Origin of the sequence: Enterobacter sp. T1-1 (assembly GCF_000710795.1) — a bacterium.
GTDB classification, from domain to species: Bacteria; Pseudomonadota; Gammaproteobacteria; order Enterobacterales; family Enterobacteriaceae; genus Enterobacter; species Enterobacter cloacae.
In genome coordinates, this window is the sequence record NZ_JALW01000051.1 from 66,195 (window position 1) to 85,257 (window position 19,063).

The window sequence follows — 19,063 nt, forward strand, 5'->3', positions numbered from 1 at the left end:
AACATACTTCACCAGCGCTACCTAATAAATTAACGGCTTAAGGGATCACCCTTTTTCCTCCGTCCCGATGCGGTTGTCGATCCGCATCTTCATGTAGTCGTAAAACGGATTTGAGGTCACCCGCATCAGGGCATCTTTACCCACGCTCAGTACGGAGGTCTCTCCCCACAACGCAATGGTGCCCAGGCTGATGCCATAGCGGTTTTTCACGGCAGGATGCCGGCCATACAGATCGTCATCAGGCGGGAAAGGTACGGCGACATGCGAAAGCGAATAGACCTCCGGCGGATACTGCTGCGCCAGCGGCTCCACGGTCTCCTCTGTGCTGCCTGCGGGGATGTGCTTCGCGACCGTGGCGAAACGCTCCGCACTGGCGTTGGTTACAATCGTGACACTGTAACGTCTTTGCGCAGACGGCAACAACTCAGAGAGGGCCGTCCACGACGACGGCCGGAATAACGGGCGGAAACTCGCCGCCTGGTTGATATCAAACACCACCAGTTCACTGCCATTGGCCGGAAGCTGGTCGAATAACCCCGTGACAACCGCACGGGTACTGACGGTGGAATCCATCACCGACTGAAAGGCCAGTACCGGCGGCAACCGATCCAGCGTGTGGTTTTGTGCATCGCGGCCAATCTGCTCCTGCAGCGCCTTCGTCAACAGCCACGACTGACGCGCCGCGTTTACCGGGAAAGAGTTGTATTTGTAAGGGTTATACTCCGGCGCGATATTCAGCCAAGCCGCTTTCGCAAACGCCGGTAACAGTGCCGGTAAGCCTGCGAATCCGGCAAAGCGGGCAAACGCCGTGACGCCGATCATTGGTGACAACAACACCAGTTGCTGAGGTTTTCGCAGCGAAGGCGACTCCAGCGCGTCCAGGGTGTATTTCATCGCCAGCGCCCCGCCGTTGGAATAGCCCACCAGATGCAAAGGAACGTTATCCCCCGCCAGACGGGAGGCTTCGCGCACGGCAAGACGCGTCGCCGCCAGCCACATCTCCCAGTCAACATTTGTCAGCGCCCCTGGTGCCGTCCCGTGTCCGGGCAGGCGCGGCACCACGGCCACAAATCCGCGCTGCTGATAATCAACGGCAAGGTGCTTAACGCTATAGGGCGAATCGGTGAGTCCGTGCAGTAAAACTACTGCACCACGCGGTTTACCGGCAGGCATCAGCACAAACGAGCGATTTGCATCCGGAGTAAATTTTCCGGGCCACACCAGGCTCTGACGGTAGTAGCGGTTTAAGGCGGTACGCTCCTCCCCCTTCGTTTTTGCCGTGACCGCGTTATCCAGGTCGGTGAAGATGGCCTTTTCCCGGTCGAGATAGTCAGCAAAGTTCGCCTTATCCAGCTCGCTTACGCTCATTTCATCCGCACGCCAGGTATGCCAGAGATGTAACGCCGGCCCCTGCTGCGAGAGATATACCCGCACTGCCAGCAGCACAACCACGATAATCCCTATGACCATCGCCACTTTCTTTGCGAGAGCCATCAGGCGCACGCTGACACGCCAGGGCAGATTCGCCATGCCGGGTTCCTTCTCTTAGTCACTGTGTTTGTATCTTATCAAAAATGTGAAGGGGCTGAGGTATTCACTGTATTTATTGCTAATGATTTTTTTCGCGCTTATCAGCGCTTGTGTAAGGTATGCCCATACGACATCCATTATTTCTTCATTCACCTGCTTCATAAATTAAATAAATGCCAATATTAAATACATCAACCTTGATTATCTTGGTTAACAATAAATAACACTAAACCGCATGCTAAAAGATGATATTTACGTATATTTATAATCTCTTTTTTGAAAATGGAGTTTTAACAATGGCTATACCGGCTTATTTATGGATACGAGATGATGGCAATACTGAAATAAAAGGAAGCGTAGATGTTCAGGATCGAGAAGGCAGCATTGAAATCACCGGTTTCACACACAGTCTGAGATTACCTACCGATGCACTTACCGGAAAAGTAATGGGCACTCGCCAACATGCCCCTTTGTTATTTCAGAAAGAAATTGACTCGTCCTCCCCTTACCTCATGAAGGCAGTAGCGACCGGACAAACACTTAAGACTGCGGAATTTAAGTGGTACAAGATAAACGATGCGGGGCAGGAAGTTGAATATTACAATATGACACTTGAAAACGTGAAAGTAGTCTCGGTTTCACCGCTAATGCACGACATAAAAGATCCCACCAAAGAAAAGCATAATCATCTGGAACTGGTTGAGTTACGGTACGATAAAATTACGTGGAAGTTTTGTGATGGAAATTTACAGTTTGCTGATAGTTGGGCGGAGCGTTAATTATGCGCTATCCAACGATACCCGTTCATCCAACACCGCCTGCGTATCCAACCTCCTTGCTGGTTCCCCCTGGCGCATCCATTGTTAACAACATGATGATAGCAAGATTCCATAAAGGCCCATCAGTACTGACTTACATCTGGTTCTATGGGATGGTAAGGCTACATGGACCGTGGGACTATAAATCACTATCAGGACGCCAGTATGCCGATTATGGTAATTTCAATTACGGTGCCGTCGGTACTGCGGCAGGCATTTCTGAACAAATATTGTTAAGAGGGGCTGGATGGGCGCAAAGTCGATCGGGTAACGGGGATCCACAGAAATTTGGCACCTGGTATGAATCAGCACCCTATGGAGATGATCCTGCGGATCAGGTCTGGATAAGAGCAGGTATTGATTATGCTAAAAGAACGGGGTTTTAAAAAACGGTACGCATTAGGCGTTATTCTTATCGTGATGATTTGGATTATATATATGATCCCCCGGTGGATATTTCCTGTGGAATATAGCATATATAAGAAAACAGCTTTAAATGAATCCGCAAATATTTATATTGTGCAAAGTGATGCTGGAGCGACTACAGCATTCGGTTACCATTATTACCTGATTGATAATAAAACGTCAGACAATGACTTTATATCTCATCTGGATGATTATACTCCCTTTTTGAAAACACGAGACGCAAACGCCTTACGTAAAGTCGATAATGGGCAGATTTATCTCAACATTACAGGCGATATATATTATTTTTCAAGTCCCGCGCAGTATCGTATTCAATCTAACCTATACCGCATAGGTATAAATCTCGTTGCCAGGCCATAGGGCAACCTGGCAAATCATTATCTCTGTTTCTCTTCATCACAAACTTTCCTCACGGGCGACGGGCGATTCAGGATCGCAAATGCGCGCCCCTTCAAAGTTCTTGCTTACCGTCATACACACTGCACCAAAAGTGAACTACGCTGCACAAATGTTGATCATTGGTTAATCAAATATTGCATGAAGTTTACAGCACAGCGGCTTTTCGCCGTCATGTGAACATGGCACGCGTCATGCATTGTTAACCAGGTAACAGAATTCCCGCCATTGACAGCCGGTTAACAGCGAGGCGGTAATGACCACCAAACCTGAAATGCTGAACCGTATCGAAGCCACCTTCAGCCAGCTGACGCCCAGCGAAAAGCGTGTGGCAAGCTGGATGCTGGCGCACGCCGCGCTGATACCGTTTGAGACGGCAGAGAGCGTGGCGCTGACTACCGGCACCAGCGGGATCACCGTCGGGCGCTTCCTGCGTAAGCTGGGGTATCGCAACCTGGACGATGCCAAAAAAAGCCTGCGCGATCCTTATCAGCCCTGGGGAATGAACGAACGTCTGGACTCCTGGCAACAGCAGCGCCCGCTCTCGGATCGCCTCCAGCACTCCCTTTCGCTGGAGGTGGATGCAATCACCCATGTTTATCAGCTGGCACAAACCGATGTCTTTAAGCAAATCGTCCATCAGCTCACCCATGCTGAGGCGGTGTTTGTGCTGGGTATTCAGTCAACGCGCGGGATTGCCAACGCCTTCTTCAGCCACCTGGAATATCTGCGTCCGCGCGTGAGCTACTCCGAGGGGTTATCCGGCAGTTGGGTTGAATCGCTAAACTCCGGTTTTGACCACCCTTATGTGGTGCTGACCGATACCCGCGCCTATTCCGCCATTGCCCGGCAGTACTGTCGTGTCGCAAGTGAGAAAAGTATTCCGATGGCCCTGATCACCGATATCTGGTGTCCGTGGGCGCGGGATTACCCTATTGATTTATTGCAGGTTAAAACCGATACCGGCCACTTCTGGGATTCGCTGGCCCCTGTGAGCTGTCTTTTCAACCTGCTGCTGTCAGGCGTGGTCCAGGCGCTGGGTGATGCGCTTGCAGACCGTCTGACGATAAACCGTGAATTACAACAAGAGTTTGGACAATTCGAACGCTAAAGGAGTGGAGCTATGCCCGAAGAGAGTGAACTGATCGATGTCGCCAGAATGTTTCCTGAGTTGCATATCGATCTGAAATACGCCACCGCCGACAACCTGACTGGCCGTCCCATTTATCAGGAGGCGCTGTGTTTGCTGCATACCGATGCCGCCACCGCGCTGGCGAAATCGATTGGCATCGCCACGCTCGCCGGACTGAAACTGGTGGTCTACGACGCCTATCGCCCACAGCAGGCCCAGGCGCAGCTGTGGGATGCGTGCCCGAACCCGGAATATGTGGTGGATGTGGCCATTGGCTCCAATCACAGCCGCGGCACGGCCATCGACGTCACCCTGATGGATGAACATAACAACGTGCTGGATATGGGGGCCGGGTTTGATGAGATGGATGACCGTTCTCATCCGTATCATCCTTCTGTGCCGCCGCACGCCCAGCGCAACCGCCTGCTGCTTAACGCCATCATGTTTGGCGGCGGCTTTATGGGGATCGGCAGCGAATGGTGGCACTTCGAGTTGCCAAACGCCGCCAGTTATCCCCTTCTTGACGATCGTTTCGCCTGTTTTCCGTTGACGCACACCCCTCTTTAAACCTGGAGCACTGCCATGAAAACAACGCTTCTCACGACGCTTATCGCCGCCACGCTGGCCCTGAGCATGCCTGCTGCGCAGGCCGCCGTTCCGAAAGACATGCTGGTGATAGGTAAAGCCGCCGACCCGCAAACCCTCGATCCGGCAATCACCATCGATAACAACGACTGGACCGTCACCTATCCGTCCTATCAGCGTCTGGTGAAGTACAAACCTGGCACCACGGAGGTCGAAGGCGATCTGTCCACGGGCTGGAAGGCATCTGAGGATCAGAAAGAGTGGACCTTCACCCTGACGGACAACGCGAAATTCTCTGACGGCACGCCGGTCACCGCTGAAGCGGTAAAACTGTCGTTTGAGCGCCTGCTGAAGCTCAGCCAGGGGCCGTCTGAAGCGTTCCCGAAAGATCTCAAAATTGACGCCGTTGATGACCACACGGTGAAATTCACCCTCAGCCAGCCGTTTGCTCCCTTCCTCTATACCCTGGCGAATGACGGTGCATCGATTATTAACCCGGCCGTACTGAAGGCCAATGCCGCCGATGACGCGCGAGCTTATCTGGCGCAGAACACCGCCGGTTCCGGGCCATTTATGCTGAAGAGCTGGCAAAAAGGTCAGCAGCTGGTGCTGGTGCCTAACCCGCACTGGGCGGGAGATAAGCCCCACTTTAAGCGCGTCTCGGTGAAAATTATCGGTGAAAGCGCGTCGCGTCGCCTGCAGCTTTCCCGTGGCGATCTGGATATTGCCGACTCCCTGCCTGTCGATCAGCTTTCGGCGCTCAAGCAGGAGGGCAAAGTCGCCGTGGCGGAGTATCCGTCCCTGCGCGTGACCTATCTCTATCTCAACAACAGCAAAGCGCCGCTGAATCAGGTGGATTTGCGCCGCGCCGTCTCCTGGGCAACCGATTATCAGGGGATGGTGAAAGGCATTCTCAGCGGTAACGGCAAGCAGATGCGCGGCCCGATCCCGGATGGCATGTGGGGCTTTGACGCCACCGCCATGCAGTACAGCTTTGACGAGGCCAAAGCGAAAGCGGCACTGGAGAAAGTCAAAGATAAACCGGCCAGCCTGACGTTCCTCTACTCGGACAACGACCCGAACTGGGAGCCTATCGCCCTCTCCACTCAGGCCAGCCTGGGCAAGCTCGGTATCAACGTCAAGCTGGAAAAACTGGCTAACGCCACCATGCGCGACCGCGTGGGTAAAGGCGACTATGACATTGCCATTGGCAACTGGAGCCCGGACTTTGCCGACCCGTACATGTTCATGAACTACTGGTTTGAGTCGGACAAAAAAGGTCTGCCGGGCAACCGCTCGTTCTATGAGAACAAAGAGGTCGATTCCCTGCTGCAGGCGGCGCTGAAAACCACGGACCAGGCGGAGCGCACCCGCGATTACCAGCAGGCGCAGAAGATTGTGATTGACGAAGCGGCCTACGTTTATCTGTTCCAGAAGAATTACCAGCTGGCAATGAACAAAGAGGTCAAAGGCTTCACCTTTAATCCAATGCTCGAGCAGGTGTTCAACATCGCCACCATGAGCAAGTAACGGTTTCGCCGGGGGAAAGTGTATGACGTTCTGGAGCATTGTGCGCCAGCGCTGCTGGGGGTTAATCCTGGTAGTAGCCGGTGTCTGTATCATCACCTTTATCATTTCACACCTGATCCCCGGCGATCCGGCCCGCCTGCTGGCCGGTGACCGTGCCAGCGACGAGATTGTGCAAAACATTCGCCAGCAACTGGGACTGGATCAGCCGCTCTATATCCAGTTTGGCCGCTATGTGGATGCCCTGGCGCACGGCGATTTAGGGACCTCTATCCGTACCGGGCGGCCGGTGGCGGAAGATTTAAAAGCCTTCTTCCCTGCCACGCTGGAGCTGGCGTTCTGTTCCCTGCTGCTGGCGCTGGTGATCGGCGTTCCGCTGGGGATTTTATCGGCGGTCTACCGTAACCGCTGGCTGGATCATCTGGTACGGCTGATGGCGATGACCGGGATCTCCACACCGGCCTTCTGGCTGGGTCTGGGCGTCATCGTCTTGTTCTACGGCCATCTTCAGCTTCTGCCCGGCGGCGGCAGGCTGGACGACTGGCTCGACCCGCCGGCCCACGTGACGGGCTTTTATCTGCTGGATGCCCTGCTGGAGGGTAACGGCGAGGTCTTTTTCAACGCCCTGCAACACCTGATTTTACCGTCACTGACGCTGGCGTTTGTTCATCTTGGCATCGTGGCGCGTCAGGTACGTTCCGCCATGCTGGAGCAGCTCAGCGAAGATTACATTCGCACCGCCCGCGCCAGCGGCTTGCCGGGCTGGTATATCGTCCTGCGGTATGCCCTGCCGAATGCGATGATCCCGTCCATTACCGTACTCGGGCTGGCGCTGGGCGATCTGCTTTATGGTGCGGTACTGACCGAAACCGTCTTTGCCTGGCCAGGCATGGGCGCCTGGGTGGTGACCTCCATTCAGGCACTGGATTTCCCTGCCGTCATGGGCTTCGCCGTGGTGGTTTCACTGGCCTATGTGGTCGTCAATCTGGTGGTTGATCTGCTCTATCTGTGGATTGACCCTCGTATCGGGCGCGGAGGTGCCGAATGATGTTGACTGAGGAAACGCCCGTCCCCGTAAACACAACGAAACCGGGCATCGACTGGGCAAGGCTGTTCTGGATGCTGCGTCAAAGCCCGCTCACGCTGATCGGCGGGGTGATTATGCTGGTGATGCTGTTGCTGATGGTAACTTCACCGTGGATCGTCCCCCATGATCCGAACGCGCTGGATCTCACTGCCCGGCTGCAGGCCCCGTCTGCGCAACACTGGTTTGGTACCGATGAAGTCGGACGCGATCTGTTCAGCCGCGTGCTGGTCGGTAGCCAGCAATCCATTACCGCCGGGCTGGCGGTGGTGGTGATTGCCGGGAGTATCGGCTCGCTGCTGGGCTGTTTGTCCGGCGTGCTGGGCGGTCGCGGCGATGCCATCATTATGCGGGTGATGGACATTATGCTCTCCATTCCCTCCCTGGTACTGACCATGGCGCTGGCGGCGGCGCTTGGGCCGAGTCTGTTTAACGCCATGCTGGCGATTGCGATTGTGCGTATCCCGTTTTACGTTCGCCTGGCGCGCGGGCAAACCCTGGTGGTGCGCCAGTTTACCTATGTGCAGGCCGCCCGTACATTTGGCGCGTCGCGCTGGCATTTGATCAGCTGGCACATTCTGCGTAACGCCCTGCCACCGCTGATCGTGCAGGCCTCACTGGATATTGGCAGCGCCATTCTGATGGCCGCCACGCTGGGCTTTATCGGCCTTGGGGCACAGCAGCCCACCGCCGAATGGGGAGCGATGGTGGCCGTGGGCCGCAACTATGTGCTCGACCAGTGGTGGTACTGCGCCTTTCCTGGCGCGGCAATTCTGATCACTGCCGTCGGGTTTAATCTGTTTGGTGACGGCATTCGCGACCTGCTGGATCCGAAATCGGGAGGAAAACAGGCATGAGCGAAGCAGTATTAACCATTGAAGATTTACACCTGAGCTTCCCGATATTTCGCGGCGAAGTTCACGCCCTGAACCACGTATCGCTGGAGATCAAACGCGGAGAGATTGTTGGAGTAGTGGGCGAATCCGGCTCCGGAAAATCGGTAACGGCGATGCTGACCATGCGTCTGCTGCCGGAGGGCAGTTACCGGATCCATCGCGGGCAGGTAAAACTGTTGGGTGAAGATGTCCTGAATGCATCCGAGAAACAGCTCCGCCAGTGGCGCGGTGCCAAAGTGGCGATGATTTTTCAGGAGCCGATGACAGCGCTGAACCCAACGCGACGAATTGGCAAACAGATGGTGGAGGTGATCCACCAGCATCAGCCCCTTTCACGGCGTGATGCCGGGAAAAAAGCGATCACCCTGCTGGAAGAGATGCAGATCCCGGATGCGGCGGAGGTCATGGAACGTTATCCGTTCGAGCTGTCCGGTGGCATGCGCCAGCGGGTGATGATTGCGCTGGCCTTCTCCTGCGAGCCTGAGCTGATTATTGCCGATGAGCCGACCACCGCACTGGACGTCACCGTCCAGCTACAGGTACTGCGATTGCTGAAGCATAAAGCGCGGGCCAGCGGAACCTCGGTACTGTTCATCAGCCACGATATGGCGGTGGTTTCACAGCTCTGCGATCGGATGTATGTCATGTACGCCGGGAGCGTGATTGAAAGCGGCACCACGCAAACGCTGATCCACCATCCCGTTCATCCCTATTCCATCGGCCTGCTGCAGTGTGCGCCTGAAAACGGCGAGCCGCGCGAGATGCTGCCTGCCATCCCCGGTACAGTGCCCAATCTTAGCCAGCTTCCGCGCGGGTGTGCTTTTCGGGAGCGCTGTTTTGCTGCGGGCGTAAAATGCACTGAAACGCCGCGCTTACTGCCTCAGGGGGCCGAAGGCCAGCGGGCGGCCTGCTGGTATCCGCAACAGGAGAAAACCCATGTCTGACGTACTGCTGGAACTGGATCGCGTGCACGTTAACTTTCCCGCACGCAAAAACTGGCTGGGGCGAGTCACGGAACAGGTGCACGCTCTTAACGGGCTGGATCTTCAGATCCATCGCGGCGAAACGCTGGGGATTGTTGGCGAATCCGGCTGTGGCAAAAGCACGCTGGCGCAGCTTTTAATGGGGATGCTCAAACCCAGTGCCGGCCTGTGTGCACGGACAAACCACGCGGGCGGTATGCAGATGGTGTTCCAGGATCCGCTCTCGTCGCTTGACCCGCGCCTGCCGGTCTGGCGCATTATCACCGAGCCGGTGTGGGTGCAAAAACGCAGCAGCGAACGGGAACGACGTCAGCTTGCTGAAAACCTGGCGCAGCAGGTCGGTATCCGCCCGGAATATCTCGACCGCCTGCCGCACGCCTTTTCCGGCGGGCAACGCCAGCGTATTGCTATCGCCCGCGCTCTTTCCTCTGACCCGGACATCATCGTGCTGGATGAGCCCACCAGCGCGCTGGATATTTCCGTACAGGCGCAGATCCTCAATTTACTGGTGAAGCTGCAGCAGGAACGCAATCTGACCTATGTGCTGATATCCCATAACGTCTCGGTTGTCAGGCACATGAGCGATCGCGTGGCGGTGATGTATCTGGGGCAGATTGTCGAACTGGGCACGGCGGCACAGGTGCTGGTTACGCCGCGTCATCCCTACACCAGGCTGCTGCTCGATTCCGTTCCCAGAACCGGTGAGCCGCTGGATGAAAACCTGGCGCTGCGTAAAACGGATCTCCCGGGTAACCGCCATCTGCCCGAGGGGTGCTATTTCCGCGACCGTTGTCCGCAGGCCACGCAAGGGTGTGAACGCCCGCAGCCGCTACAGCCTTCACACGAGGGCCGTAGCGTGCGCTGCTGGCGTAATGTGGATTAAATTTGCGCCATCCCACCATCAACAAACAGCTCGGTGGCGTTAATAAAGCTGGCCGCGTCAGAGGCCAGAAACGCCACCACTTTCCCCACCTCGCCCGGCGCACCTAAACGTCCTAACGGAACCTGTGCAGCCAGCGCATCGTACAGCCCCTGACGATGTTCTTCTGGCACCAGTTCGCCGAGTCCCGGGGTTTTGACGGGGCCAGGACTGACCACGTTGATACGGATCCCACGGCCCTGCAGATCCAGCGCCCAGGAGCGGGCAAAGTTGCGCACGGCGGCTTTGCTGGCGCTGTAGACGCTAAAGTTTGCCGTTCCCTTTATCGACACCGTTGAACCGGTCAGAATAATGGACGACCCGGCAGATAACAGCGGCAGCGCTTTTTGTACTGTAAACAGCACTCCGCGCACGTTTGTGCCGAAAATACGGTCAAACTGCTCCTCGGTGATTGCTCCCAGCGGCAGCATATCTCCGCCACCCGCATTGGCGAACAAAATATCGAGACGCCCTTCTTCTTTTGCTATCTGCGCATAGACTCGATCCAGATCGGCGAGTTGTGAGACGTCGGCACGAATACCCACCGCACGGGAATCAATTTGTGCGACGGCGGCATCCAGCTCGGCCTGTCGACGACCGGTGATATAGACTTTGGCGCCCTGAGCCGCCAGCTCCTGCGCCGTGGCAAGACCAATACCGGTGCTGCCGCCAGTGACCAGTGCGATTTTTTCGAAGAGCGTTGTGTTCATGTCATTTACCTTTTGTTGGGTTTGCGTTGCGCGTTTTTGCTTGCGCTGGAGACACATTAGACCTTGCCGGATTAGTGAAAAACCAGCAAAAATGAAAATGACTATTCACAGACAGAAATAATTGAGAGAAAAAGATGGACCAGCTCATGGCGATGCGCGCCTTCACGCGGGTTGTGGAAACCGGTAGCTTTACCCGAGCGGCTGATTCGCTAAACATGCCCATCGCCACACTGAGCAAGCTTGTGAAAGCGCTTGAGGCGCATCTTGAAATACGGCTGCTGCACCGTACCACCCGCCGGGTGGTCACGACGCCGGAAGGCGCGGAGTATTATGAAAAAGCGCTCAGGGTGCTCATTGATATCGAAGATATCGATACCTCGTTTCGCGTCTCTCACGCCACACCGAAAGGACATCTGCGGGTGGATATTGGCGGTTCGACTGCCCGCGACGTGCTCATCCCCCTGCTCCCGGATTTCATGCAGCGCTACCCGGATATTCGCATCGATCTTGGCGTGGCGGATCGTCCTGTTGATTTGATCAGCGGCAACGTGGATTGTGTGATCAGAGGCGGTCCGCTGAACGATTCCACCCTTATCGCCCGTCATCTGGGCGACGCCGACATGGTGACCTGCGCAACGCCGGGCTATCTGAAAAAGCACGGCGTTCCGGCTTATCCGCAAGAGTTGCGCAACGGACATAAACTTATAAGCTATCTCTCCCCGGTCACCGGGCGACCCTTTCCGTTTCGCTTCAGGAAAGGCGGCGAGGTGCAGGAGATCGGCATTTCGCACTATCTCGGCGTTAATGAAAGCAATGCGCACCTGGCAGCGGCGGTGGCAGGATTAGGGATCATTCAGACGTTTACGTATTCAGCAAAGACATATCTTCAGGCGGGTACGTTACAAGAAATTTTAAGCGACTGGCGCCCGGCCGCGTATCCGTTTCACGTGGTTTATCCGCAAAACCGGCATCTGACGCATCGGCTTAAGGCGTTTATTGCATGGCTGGCAGCGGTTTTTCCTGCTGCGCTGAAGGGATAGCCGGGCCTTCGCCCGGCTCAGGCTTAGTTAAGTTTATAGTCCAGCGTGATTTCCGCTTTCAGTACCTGCGACACCGGGCATCCTGCTTTCGCTTTCTGGATGATGCCGTCGAATTTCTGCGGGTCCATACCCGGTACGGTGACCTTGCTGTTTAGCGCAATTTTGCTGATTGCGAAGCCGCCATCGGTTTTATCCAGCGAGACATCCGCTGTGGTATCGATGGAATCTGCGGTATAGCCCGCTTCACCAATCATCAGCGACAGCGCCATTGAGAAACAGGCGGCGTGAGCTGCGCCAATCAACTCTTCCGGGTTAGTGCCTTTAGCGCCTTCGAAGCGGGTGTTAAAGCCGTAAGGTTGTTGATTCAGGACGCCACTTTCCGTTGAGACCGTCCCTTTGCCATTTTTGATATCACCAGACCAGTGTGCCGAACCGTGCTTATGAATCGTCATTCTTGCTCTCCTTTTGGCTTACAAAGGGATAAGTATAGACGATGGTTCCGGCACACCCTGGAACACAGACAATTCTGTGACCTATACCCGCTGCGCGTCGCCTGACAGATGGTGCGCTATCTCATCAAGAAACACGCGCAACGCCGCGGGCTGATACTCCCGGGACTGATAAATACCGTGAATGGCTAACGCTTTGGGCGTCAGGCTGCTCAGCACCGGGACCAGCGTGCCCTGTTCAATCGCGGCATGTGCTTCCTGCTCCGGCAGCATGGCAATGCCGCAATGCTTCACCGCCGCCTCCATCAACAATGACGAGATGCTGGCGCTGAGGTTGCCGCTCACGGCGACGCTGACGTTTTCCCCTTCCGGCGTCAGGAAGTGCCACGCCTGACCGGCGAAAAAGCTGTAATGAAGACAGTTGTGCTGCGCTAACTCCTCCACCTGCTCTGGCGTGCCGTGGTTTGCAAGATACTGCGGCGACGCGCACAGCACGGAACGGCACTCCCCGAGCCTGCGGGCGATCATCCCGGGCTCTGGGTTATCCGTAATGCGGATCGCCACATCAATGCGTTCCCCTACCAGGCTCACCGGATGGTTGTTCACATCCAGCTCAATGCGCAGCTGCGGGTAGCGCGAAAGCAAGCCGGGCAGCACCGGGGCAATCAGATGCATGGCGGTAAAATGGGCGCAGGCCACCCGTAGCGTGCCTGAAGGGAGATCTTTCTCCGACTGGCCCTCAATTTCCTGCGACAGCTGGGACAGCGTTCGCGTTTTTAGCAGCACCTTCTCTCCGGCCGCCGTCAGCGTCAGCTTGCGCGTCGAGCGGTTTACCAGCCGCGTACCGGCCCACTTCTCCATTTGCTCAAGATAGCGGCTCACCATCGGACGGGAGATCCCCAACGCCCGGGCCGCTGCACTCAGGCTTCCCAGCTCGCATATCCGGTTATAGACCTGAGCGGCAATAACGCGATCCATATCACACCCCATTTGCTCGATTTATGAAACAAAGCATGTCTTGTTTCAGGAATTCTGGCAAATGCGAATATCCGTACAATAAAGACTTTCCTGAACAACAGAGACATCAGAATGAAATTCACTCACCTTGCTCTTCTCTCCACGCTTATCACGCCCGCGGTGTTTGCTGCGCCATTAACCATTGATACCTATAACCCGCAGGACAAAGGGATGTTTGCGGTCTCCTCCACGCTGGTCTCTGGTCCAAAAGAGGCCGTGCTGTTTGACGCCCAGTTCAGCGTCAAAGATGGCGAAGCGCTGGTCGACAAAATTCGCAAAAGCGGGAAAACCCTGAACAAAATCGTCATTACCTCTGGCGATCCGGATTTCTATTTTGGTCTGCAACCGCTGGTGAAAGCCTTCCCGAATGCCAAAGTGGTGGCCACACAGCAGGTGGTTGACCATATCAAGGCCACCAAAGACGCCAAGCTTGCCTTCTGGGGACCGCAAATGAAAGACGGTGCACCAACCGAACTTATCGTTCCGCAGGTGCTGGCATCCACTACCTTCATGGTGGACGGCGAGAAGATTGATATCGAGCAGCCAGAAAGCTACGCCGCCTATGTCTGGATCCCTTCGGCAAAAACTATCCTCGGTGGTACCGGTGTCGCCTGGGGCATCCACGTCTGGACGGCAGACACCCAGACGCCAGCCAGCCGCAAGCAGTGGCAACAGACGCTGGAAAGCATGGCGGCACATAAGCCTGAACGCGTGATCCCGGGTCACTATCTGGGAACACCACCGGCAGGCAGCGGTGCTCTCGACTTTACCCGTGATTATCTCCAGCACTTCGAACAGGCGTTGTCAGAACATAAAACATCGACAGGCGTGATCAACGCCATGAAAAAACAGTATCCGGGTCTGGCTGAAGAGAGCTCGCTGGAATTAAGCGCCAAAGTGAATACCGGCGAAATGAAGTGGTAATGTAAAATCTGCTCCTGCTATATTTCAGTGATAGCAGGAGCGCCTGCAAAATATCCTCGCGGCAAACCCTCAATATATCCTCCCATTCTAAAAGCGCATAAAAGCATGCACTTATGTCATTTTTATTTCTAAGATGAATCTTAGACACAGCGACCAAAATATTTGCCATTCTGTTTGTGAATTAAATTTTTTGCGAGCCGTACCATTAAACAGACAACGACACGGAGGCAGCATGTTTACTTATTACCCGGCCAATACTGCAGCAGCACAACCTGAACTCGTTAACGCGATTGCACAGGGTCTTCACGCCGAGCATGGTGCTGTGACTGAAGATGACATTTTGATGGAACTGACCAGGTGGGTGGAATCCACAGACAATGACATCCTCAGTGACATCTACCAGCAGACCATTAACTACGTCGTCAGCGGGCAAAACGCACCTTTGTAAAAACCTGCTAAGCTGGATCTGCAACCTAAGGGGTTACATTTCGTTTGCGTAAGCGAACTGGTCCTTAAAACTATCAACAGGATTGAGGAGTTAACATGAAATCGAACCGTCAGGCACGCCATATACTGGGACTGAACTACAAGCTTTCTAACCAACGTAAAGTGGTGATTGAAGGCGACAGTGAAACACAGGTCACTCACGCCACCGGCAGAAAACGCCACGCGGGCAAGTAAGTCCCCAGGAGAGATCCTCAACACCATCGGCAAAACCGATGGTGTTTTTGTTTATGTGTTGCGGTAATTAATATTTAGCTCCTTTATAATACCGCCTGACCGCACCCCATCGCACAGGCCAGAAAGATGACAAACAGCAGTGTCAGGGACGGATCTTCAAAAAAAGAGTGAGTGACATGGACAACAAACTGAAAAAACATCGTTCCCTATACATCCCTTATGCCGGCCCGGTATTACTCGAATTCCCCCTGCTCAACAAAGGTAGCGCCTTCAGCATGGAAGAGCGCAGCAGCTTCAACCTGCTCGGTTTGCTGCCAGAAGTGGTGGAAACCATTGAAGAACAGGCAGAGCGCGCGTGGATCCAGTATCAGGGTTTCAAAACCGAAATCGACAAACATATTTACCTGCGCAACATTCAGGACACCAACGAAACCCTCTTCTATCGTCTGGTACAAAATCATCTCGAAGAGATGATGCCGGTGATCTACACCCCAACGGTGGGTGCCGCCTGTGAACGCTTCTCAGAGATCTACCGTCGCTCCCGTGGCGTCTTTATCTCTTATCAGAACCGCCACAACATGGACGATATTCTGCAGAACGTGCCGAACCACAATATCAAAGTGATCGTGGTGACCGACGGCGAACGTATTCTGGGTCTCGGTGACCAGGGTATTGGCGGCATGGGGATCCCAATCGGTAAGCTCTCTCTGTATACCGCCTGCGGCGGCATCAGCCCGGCGTATACCCTGCCGGTAGTGCTGGATGTGGGCACCAACAACCAGCAGTTGCTTAACGACCCGCTGTATATGGGCTGGCGTCATCCGCGTATTACCGACGACGAGTACTATCAGTTTGTCGATGATTTCATCCAGGCGGTCAAGCACCGCTGGCCGGACGTGTTGCTGCAGTTTGAAGACTTCGCGCAGAAAAACGCGATGCCGTTGCTGAACCGCTATCGCGATGAGATCTGCTCTTTTAACGATGATATTCAGGGCACCGCCGCGGTCACCGTCGGCACGCTGATTGCCGCCAGTCGCGCGGCAGGCAGCCAACTGAGCTATCAGAAAATTGTCTTCCTGGGCGCAGGCTCTGCGGGTTGTGGTATCGCCGAGCAGATTATCGCCCAGACGCAGCGTGAAGGGCTAAGCGAAGAGCTGGCACGCTCCCGCGTGTTCATGGTCGACCGTTTCGGCCTGCTGACCGACGGCATGCCAAACCTGCTGCCGTTCCAGACCAAGCTGGTGCAGAAACGTGAGAATCTGAAGAACTGGGACACCGACAACGAAGTGCTCTCTCTGCTGGACGTAGTGCGCAACGTGAAGCCGGATATCCTGATTGGCGTCTCCGGTCAGACGGGGCTGTTCACCGAAGAGATCATTCGTGAGATGCACAAGCACTGCGAACGCCCTATCGTGATGCCGCTCTCCAACCCGACCTCGCGCGTGGAAGCAACGCCGCAGGACATCATTGCCTGGACCGAAGGGAACGCGCTGGTCGCAACCGGCAGCCCGTTCGATCCGGTGGTGTGGAAGGACAAAACCTATCCTATTGCCCAGTGCAACAACTCCTATATTTTCCCGGGCATTGGTCTGGGTGTGATCGCCTCCGGCGCGTCGCGCATTACCGATGAGATGCTGATGTCGGCAAGCGAGACCCTGGCGGGCCACTCGCCGCTGGTGAACGATGGCGAAGGACTGGTGCTGCCAGAGCTGAAAGACATTCACAAGGTGTCGCGTGCTATCGCGTTCGCGGTCGGGAAAATGGCCCAGCAGCAGGGTGTGGCGGTGAAAACCTCTGCCGACGCGCTGCAGCAGGCCATCGACGACAACTTCTGGATGCCGGAATACCGCAGCTACCGTCGTACTTCGATCTAACACTGTGTTCCGACCGTTCCCTCTCCCACCGGGAGAGGGAATTACATTCGTCCCCCCTAGCCAAACCGCCTTTCCCCCGCTACACTCCTTTCATCCATTAACCCACTGAATATATAAGGAGGCCAATTATGCTGTACTGTGAAATTTTCAATGTTTCACATGCATTTGGTGATCGCACCAGCTCAAGCGTTATCGGTATCGTGCTGCGATAACTTCTGCTTGAGCGAAGACACCAACCCCTGAAATCCCTTCTCTCGGGCTTACTGAGTTATCGTCAGCGATGTTTGACGAGGCATAAACATGCCTGTAACTCTTGGGTAAGCAACAATGAGCACTTTACTCACTGCACAATCTTTACGTGTTGATACGGCGTTTGGCACGCTCTTCGACTCCCTCTCCTTTACGCTGAAAAAAGGCGACCGCATTGGCCTGCTGGGCGACAACGGCTGCGGCAAAAGTACGCTGCTGAAGGTGCTGGACGGCACAGACTCTCCCGCTGCCGGAAGCGTCGCGCTGGCCGGACACTGTCTGATGGCGCGCGTTGAGCAACATCTGCCAGAAGCCATTTATCCCCTGACCATGCTGGATGCCGTGCTGGCGCAACTGCCCACGACTGAGCGCGAGAGCCTGCGCTGGAAAGCAGAAACGCTGCTGGCGGGTATGGGTTTTACGCCGCAGGACATGGCCTTAACGTCGGCGACGCTGAGCGGCGGGCAACACACGCGTCTCCTGCTCGCGCGGGCGTTGATCGGCGATCCGGATCTGTTACTGCTGGACGAGCCGAGCAACCACCTCGATTTGCCTACCATGCTCTGGCTGGAACAATTTTTACAGAACTGGTCCGGCAGCTTTGTACTGGTCTCGCACGACAGGCAGTTGCTGGATGCCGTCACCAACGGTAGCTGGATCCTCCGCGATAAGATGTTGCACTACTTTGCCCTTCCCTGCACCGCCGCGCGCCAGGCGCTGGTGGCGAAAGACGAAAGCGATGCGCTGCGGCATAAGGCGGAGCAAAAGGAGATCGACCGCGTAACCGCCAGTGCCAGACGGCTGGCCACCTGGGGCAAGGTCTACGATAACGAAGATCTGGCCCGCAAAGCCAAACAGATGGAAAAACAGGTCGAGCGGCTAAAGGAGAGCCAGACAGAGCTCACGGCAGGCAGTCCGTGGACGTTAACCCTGCGTGGTGATGCCCTGCGAGCGGACCGACTGCTGGAGATGGAAAACCTCGGCGTACCGCCTGCACCTGGGTTGCCCGCTCTATTTCACGTCGACATTGCGCGGCTTAAAAGTGGCGATCGCGTGGCTATCGTCGGGCGTAACGGCTGCGGCAAATCATCGCTGATGAAGCTCATCTGGCGGCATTTCTCAGGTGAACCGTCAGAGGCTGGGCTAAAACTCCATCCTCGCGTGTCGCCAGGCTATTACGACCAGACGCTGAATCAGCTTCCGGATGAGGCAACGATCTTCGACGCGCTGGAGCCTTTTGCGCCAGCGCCACAGGATCGCAAGATGGCGCTTATCAGCGCCGGGTTCCCGTGGGCGCGTCACGGGCAAAAGGTCAACACCCTCAGCGGCGGGGAGCGTTCGCGCCTGCTGTTTGTCGGCCTGACGCTTGCCCGTTATAGCCTGCTGATGCTGGATGAGCCTACCAACCATCTGGACATGGAAGGCAAAGAGGCGCTGGCCACTACCCTGCAACAGTTTGACGGCGGAGTGCTGCTGGTCAGCCATGACCGGCAGCTGATCGCCCAAAGCTGCAATCGCTTCTGGCTGATTGAGGACGGTTTGCTTAGCGAATGGCATGACGCCGAAGCGGTGTTCGAACGGCTGCGTGAACGCACAGGCCTGATGGCGTCGTCGGCGTCACCCGCAGTCGCGGATGTTAAAGCGCAAGCCTCGGACGATCTGCTTGAAAGGCTGATCGCGCTGGAAACGCTACTCGCAGAAGACCTGGCGCGTAAGCCTAAGCATCAGAAACCACATCTGCAGGTGCAATGGCGCAAAGAGATTGAGGTGATAGAAGCAAAACTGTAGATCTGTGCCCGGCGAGCTACTCGCCGGGCCAGTGA

At 55.6% G+C, this 19,063-nt stretch carries 20 protein-coding genes; 16 read left to right on the top strand and 4 right to left on the bottom strand.

Annotation, left to right across the window (positions count from 1 at the left end; all coding sequences use genetic code 11):
* Window positions 1-45: 45 nt before the first annotated feature.
* On the bottom strand, window positions 46-1,530 hold the full coding sequence (locus tag AK59_RS0116900) for an alpha/beta hydrolase (RefSeq protein ID WP_029883322.1): 1,485 nt from the start codon (window positions 1,528-1,530) through the stop codon (window positions 46-48).
* A gap of 296 nt (window positions 1,531-1,826) precedes the next feature.
* Here AK59_RS0116900 and AK59_RS0116910 point away from each other — a divergent pair, with 296 nt between their 5' ends.
* From AK59_RS0116910 to AK59_RS0116950, 10 genes are all read left to right on the top strand, one after another.
* Window positions 1,827-2,309: an Hcp family type VI secretion system effector gene (locus tag AK59_RS0116910; RefSeq protein ID WP_029883323.1), complete on the top strand. Its 483-nt coding sequence runs from the start codon at window positions 1,827-1,829 to the stop codon at window positions 2,307-2,309.
* A gap of 2 nt (window positions 2,310-2,311) precedes the next feature.
* Window positions 2,312-2,734: a polymorphic toxin type 44 domain-containing protein gene (locus AK59_RS1000000124560; RefSeq protein WP_072007035.1), complete on the top strand. Its 423-nt coding sequence runs from the start codon at window positions 2,312-2,314 to the stop codon at window positions 2,732-2,734.
* Entirely contained in the window at window positions 2,712-3,134 is a 423-nt protein-coding gene (locus tag AK59_RS0116915) for a hypothetical protein (protein ID WP_029883324.1), read from the top strand. Before AK59_RS1000000124560 ends, AK59_RS0116915 begins: the two co-directional genes overlap by 23 nt.
* 292 nt (window positions 3,135-3,426) lie before the next feature.
* On the top strand, window positions 3,427-4,281 hold the full coding sequence (locus tag AK59_RS0116920; protein ID WP_013096546.1) for a MurR/RpiR family transcriptional regulator: 855 nt from the start codon (window positions 3,427-3,429) through the stop codon (window positions 4,279-4,281).
* 12 nt (window positions 4,282-4,293) lie between these two features.
* The gene (ddpX, locus tag AK59_RS0116925) at window positions 4,294-4,869 is read left to right on the top strand and encodes a D-alanyl-D-alanine dipeptidase (protein WP_029883325.1); all 576 of its coding nucleotides are present in this window, start codon (window positions 4,294-4,296) and stop codon (window positions 4,867-4,869) included.
* Between the two features lie 15 nt (window positions 4,870-4,884).
* Window positions 4,885-6,417 carry an ABC transporter substrate-binding protein gene (locus AK59_RS0116930; protein ID WP_023619646.1) on the top strand — a complete coding sequence of 511 codons (1,533 nt, stop codon included), beginning with the start codon at window positions 4,885-4,887 and terminating at the stop codon, window positions 6,415-6,417.
* Window positions 6,418-6,439: 22 nt separating this feature from the next.
* A complete protein-coding gene (locus AK59_RS0116935) occupies window positions 6,440-7,462 on the top strand; it encodes an ABC transporter permease (protein ID WP_013096543.1) in 1,023 nt (340 codons plus the stop codon).
* Window positions 7,459-8,355: a D,D-dipeptide ABC transporter permease gene (ddpC, locus tag AK59_RS0116940; RefSeq protein WP_029883326.1), complete on the top strand. Its 897-nt coding sequence runs from the start codon at window positions 7,459-7,461 to the stop codon at window positions 8,353-8,355. Before AK59_RS0116935 ends, ddpC begins: the two co-directional genes overlap by 4 nt.
* Window positions 8,352-9,338: an ABC transporter ATP-binding protein gene (locus AK59_RS0116945; RefSeq protein WP_029883327.1), complete on the top strand. Its 987-nt coding sequence runs from the start codon at window positions 8,352-8,354 to the stop codon at window positions 9,336-9,338. Before ddpC ends, AK59_RS0116945 begins: the two co-directional genes overlap by 4 nt.
* Window positions 9,331-10,260 (top strand): ABC transporter ATP-binding protein, encoded by a 930-nt coding sequence (locus tag AK59_RS0116950; RefSeq protein WP_029883328.1) that lies wholly within the window; start codon window positions 9,331-9,333, stop codon window positions 10,258-10,260. Before AK59_RS0116945 ends, AK59_RS0116950 begins: the two co-directional genes overlap by 8 nt.
* On the opposite strand, the gene AK59_RS0116955 is transcribed toward AK59_RS0116950, so the two are convergent.
* Window positions 10,257-11,006, bottom strand: a complete 750-nt coding sequence (locus tag AK59_RS0116955) for an SDR family NAD(P)-dependent oxidoreductase (RefSeq protein ID WP_029883329.1) — start codon at window positions 11,004-11,006, stop codon at window positions 10,257-10,259. The two genes, AK59_RS0116950 and AK59_RS0116955, sit on opposite strands and share 4 nt — an antisense overlap.
* A 134-nt stretch (window positions 11,007-11,140) precedes the next feature.
* Here AK59_RS0116955 and AK59_RS0116960 point away from each other — a divergent pair, with 134 nt between their 5' ends.
* Window positions 11,141-12,046, top strand: a complete 906-nt coding sequence (locus AK59_RS0116960; protein ID WP_029883330.1) for a LysR family transcriptional regulator — start codon at window positions 11,141-11,143, stop codon at window positions 12,044-12,046.
* 23 nt (window positions 12,047-12,069) lie between these two features.
* On the opposite strand, the gene AK59_RS0116965 is transcribed toward AK59_RS0116960, so the two are convergent.
* Window positions 12,070-12,498: an OsmC family protein gene (locus tag AK59_RS0116965; RefSeq protein WP_029883331.1), complete on the bottom strand. Its 429-nt coding sequence runs from the start codon at window positions 12,496-12,498 to the stop codon at window positions 12,070-12,072.
* Between the two features lie 81 nt (window positions 12,499-12,579).
* Window positions 12,580-13,473, bottom strand: a complete 894-nt coding sequence (locus tag AK59_RS0116970; protein ID WP_029883332.1) for a LysR family transcriptional regulator — start codon at window positions 13,471-13,473, stop codon at window positions 12,580-12,582.
* Between the two features lie 111 nt (window positions 13,474-13,584).
* On the opposite strand from AK59_RS0116970, the gene AK59_RS0116975 reads away from it, so the two are divergent.
* The 5 genes from AK59_RS0116975 (at window position 13,585) to AK59_RS0117000 (ending at window position 19,028) form a co-directional block, all read left to right on the top strand.
* Complete coding sequence (locus tag AK59_RS0116975; protein ID WP_029883333.1) at window positions 13,585-14,436, top strand: Vmh family MBL fold metallo-hydrolase; 852 nt, start codon at window positions 13,585-13,587, stop codon at window positions 14,434-14,436.
* A 232-nt stretch (window positions 14,437-14,668) separates the two neighbouring features.
* Window positions 14,669-14,884 carry a biofilm-dependent modulation protein gene (gene bdm / locus AK59_RS0116980; RefSeq protein WP_008501713.1) on the top strand — a complete coding sequence of 72 codons (216 nt, stop codon included), beginning with the start codon at window positions 14,669-14,671 and terminating at the stop codon, window positions 14,882-14,884.
* Between the two features lie 95 nt (window positions 14,885-14,979).
* On the top strand, window positions 14,980-15,117 hold the full coding sequence (gene sra / locus AK59_RS0116985; protein WP_013096533.1) for a stationary-phase-induced ribosome-associated protein: 138 nt from the start codon (window positions 14,980-14,982) through the stop codon (window positions 15,115-15,117).
* Window positions 15,118-15,293: 176 nt separating this feature from the next.
* Window positions 15,294-16,991 carry an NAD-dependent malic enzyme gene (locus AK59_RS0116990; protein ID WP_013096532.1) on the top strand — a complete coding sequence of 566 codons (1,698 nt, stop codon included), beginning with the start codon at window positions 15,294-15,296 and terminating at the stop codon, window positions 16,989-16,991.
* 327 nt (window positions 16,992-17,318) lie between these two features.
* The gene (locus AK59_RS0117000) at window positions 17,319-19,028 is read left to right on the top strand and encodes an ABC-F family ATP-binding cassette domain-containing protein (protein ID WP_029883334.1); all 1,710 of its coding nucleotides are present in this window, start codon (window positions 17,319-17,321) and stop codon (window positions 19,026-19,028) included.
* Window positions 19,029-19,063: the final 35 nt, after the last annotated feature.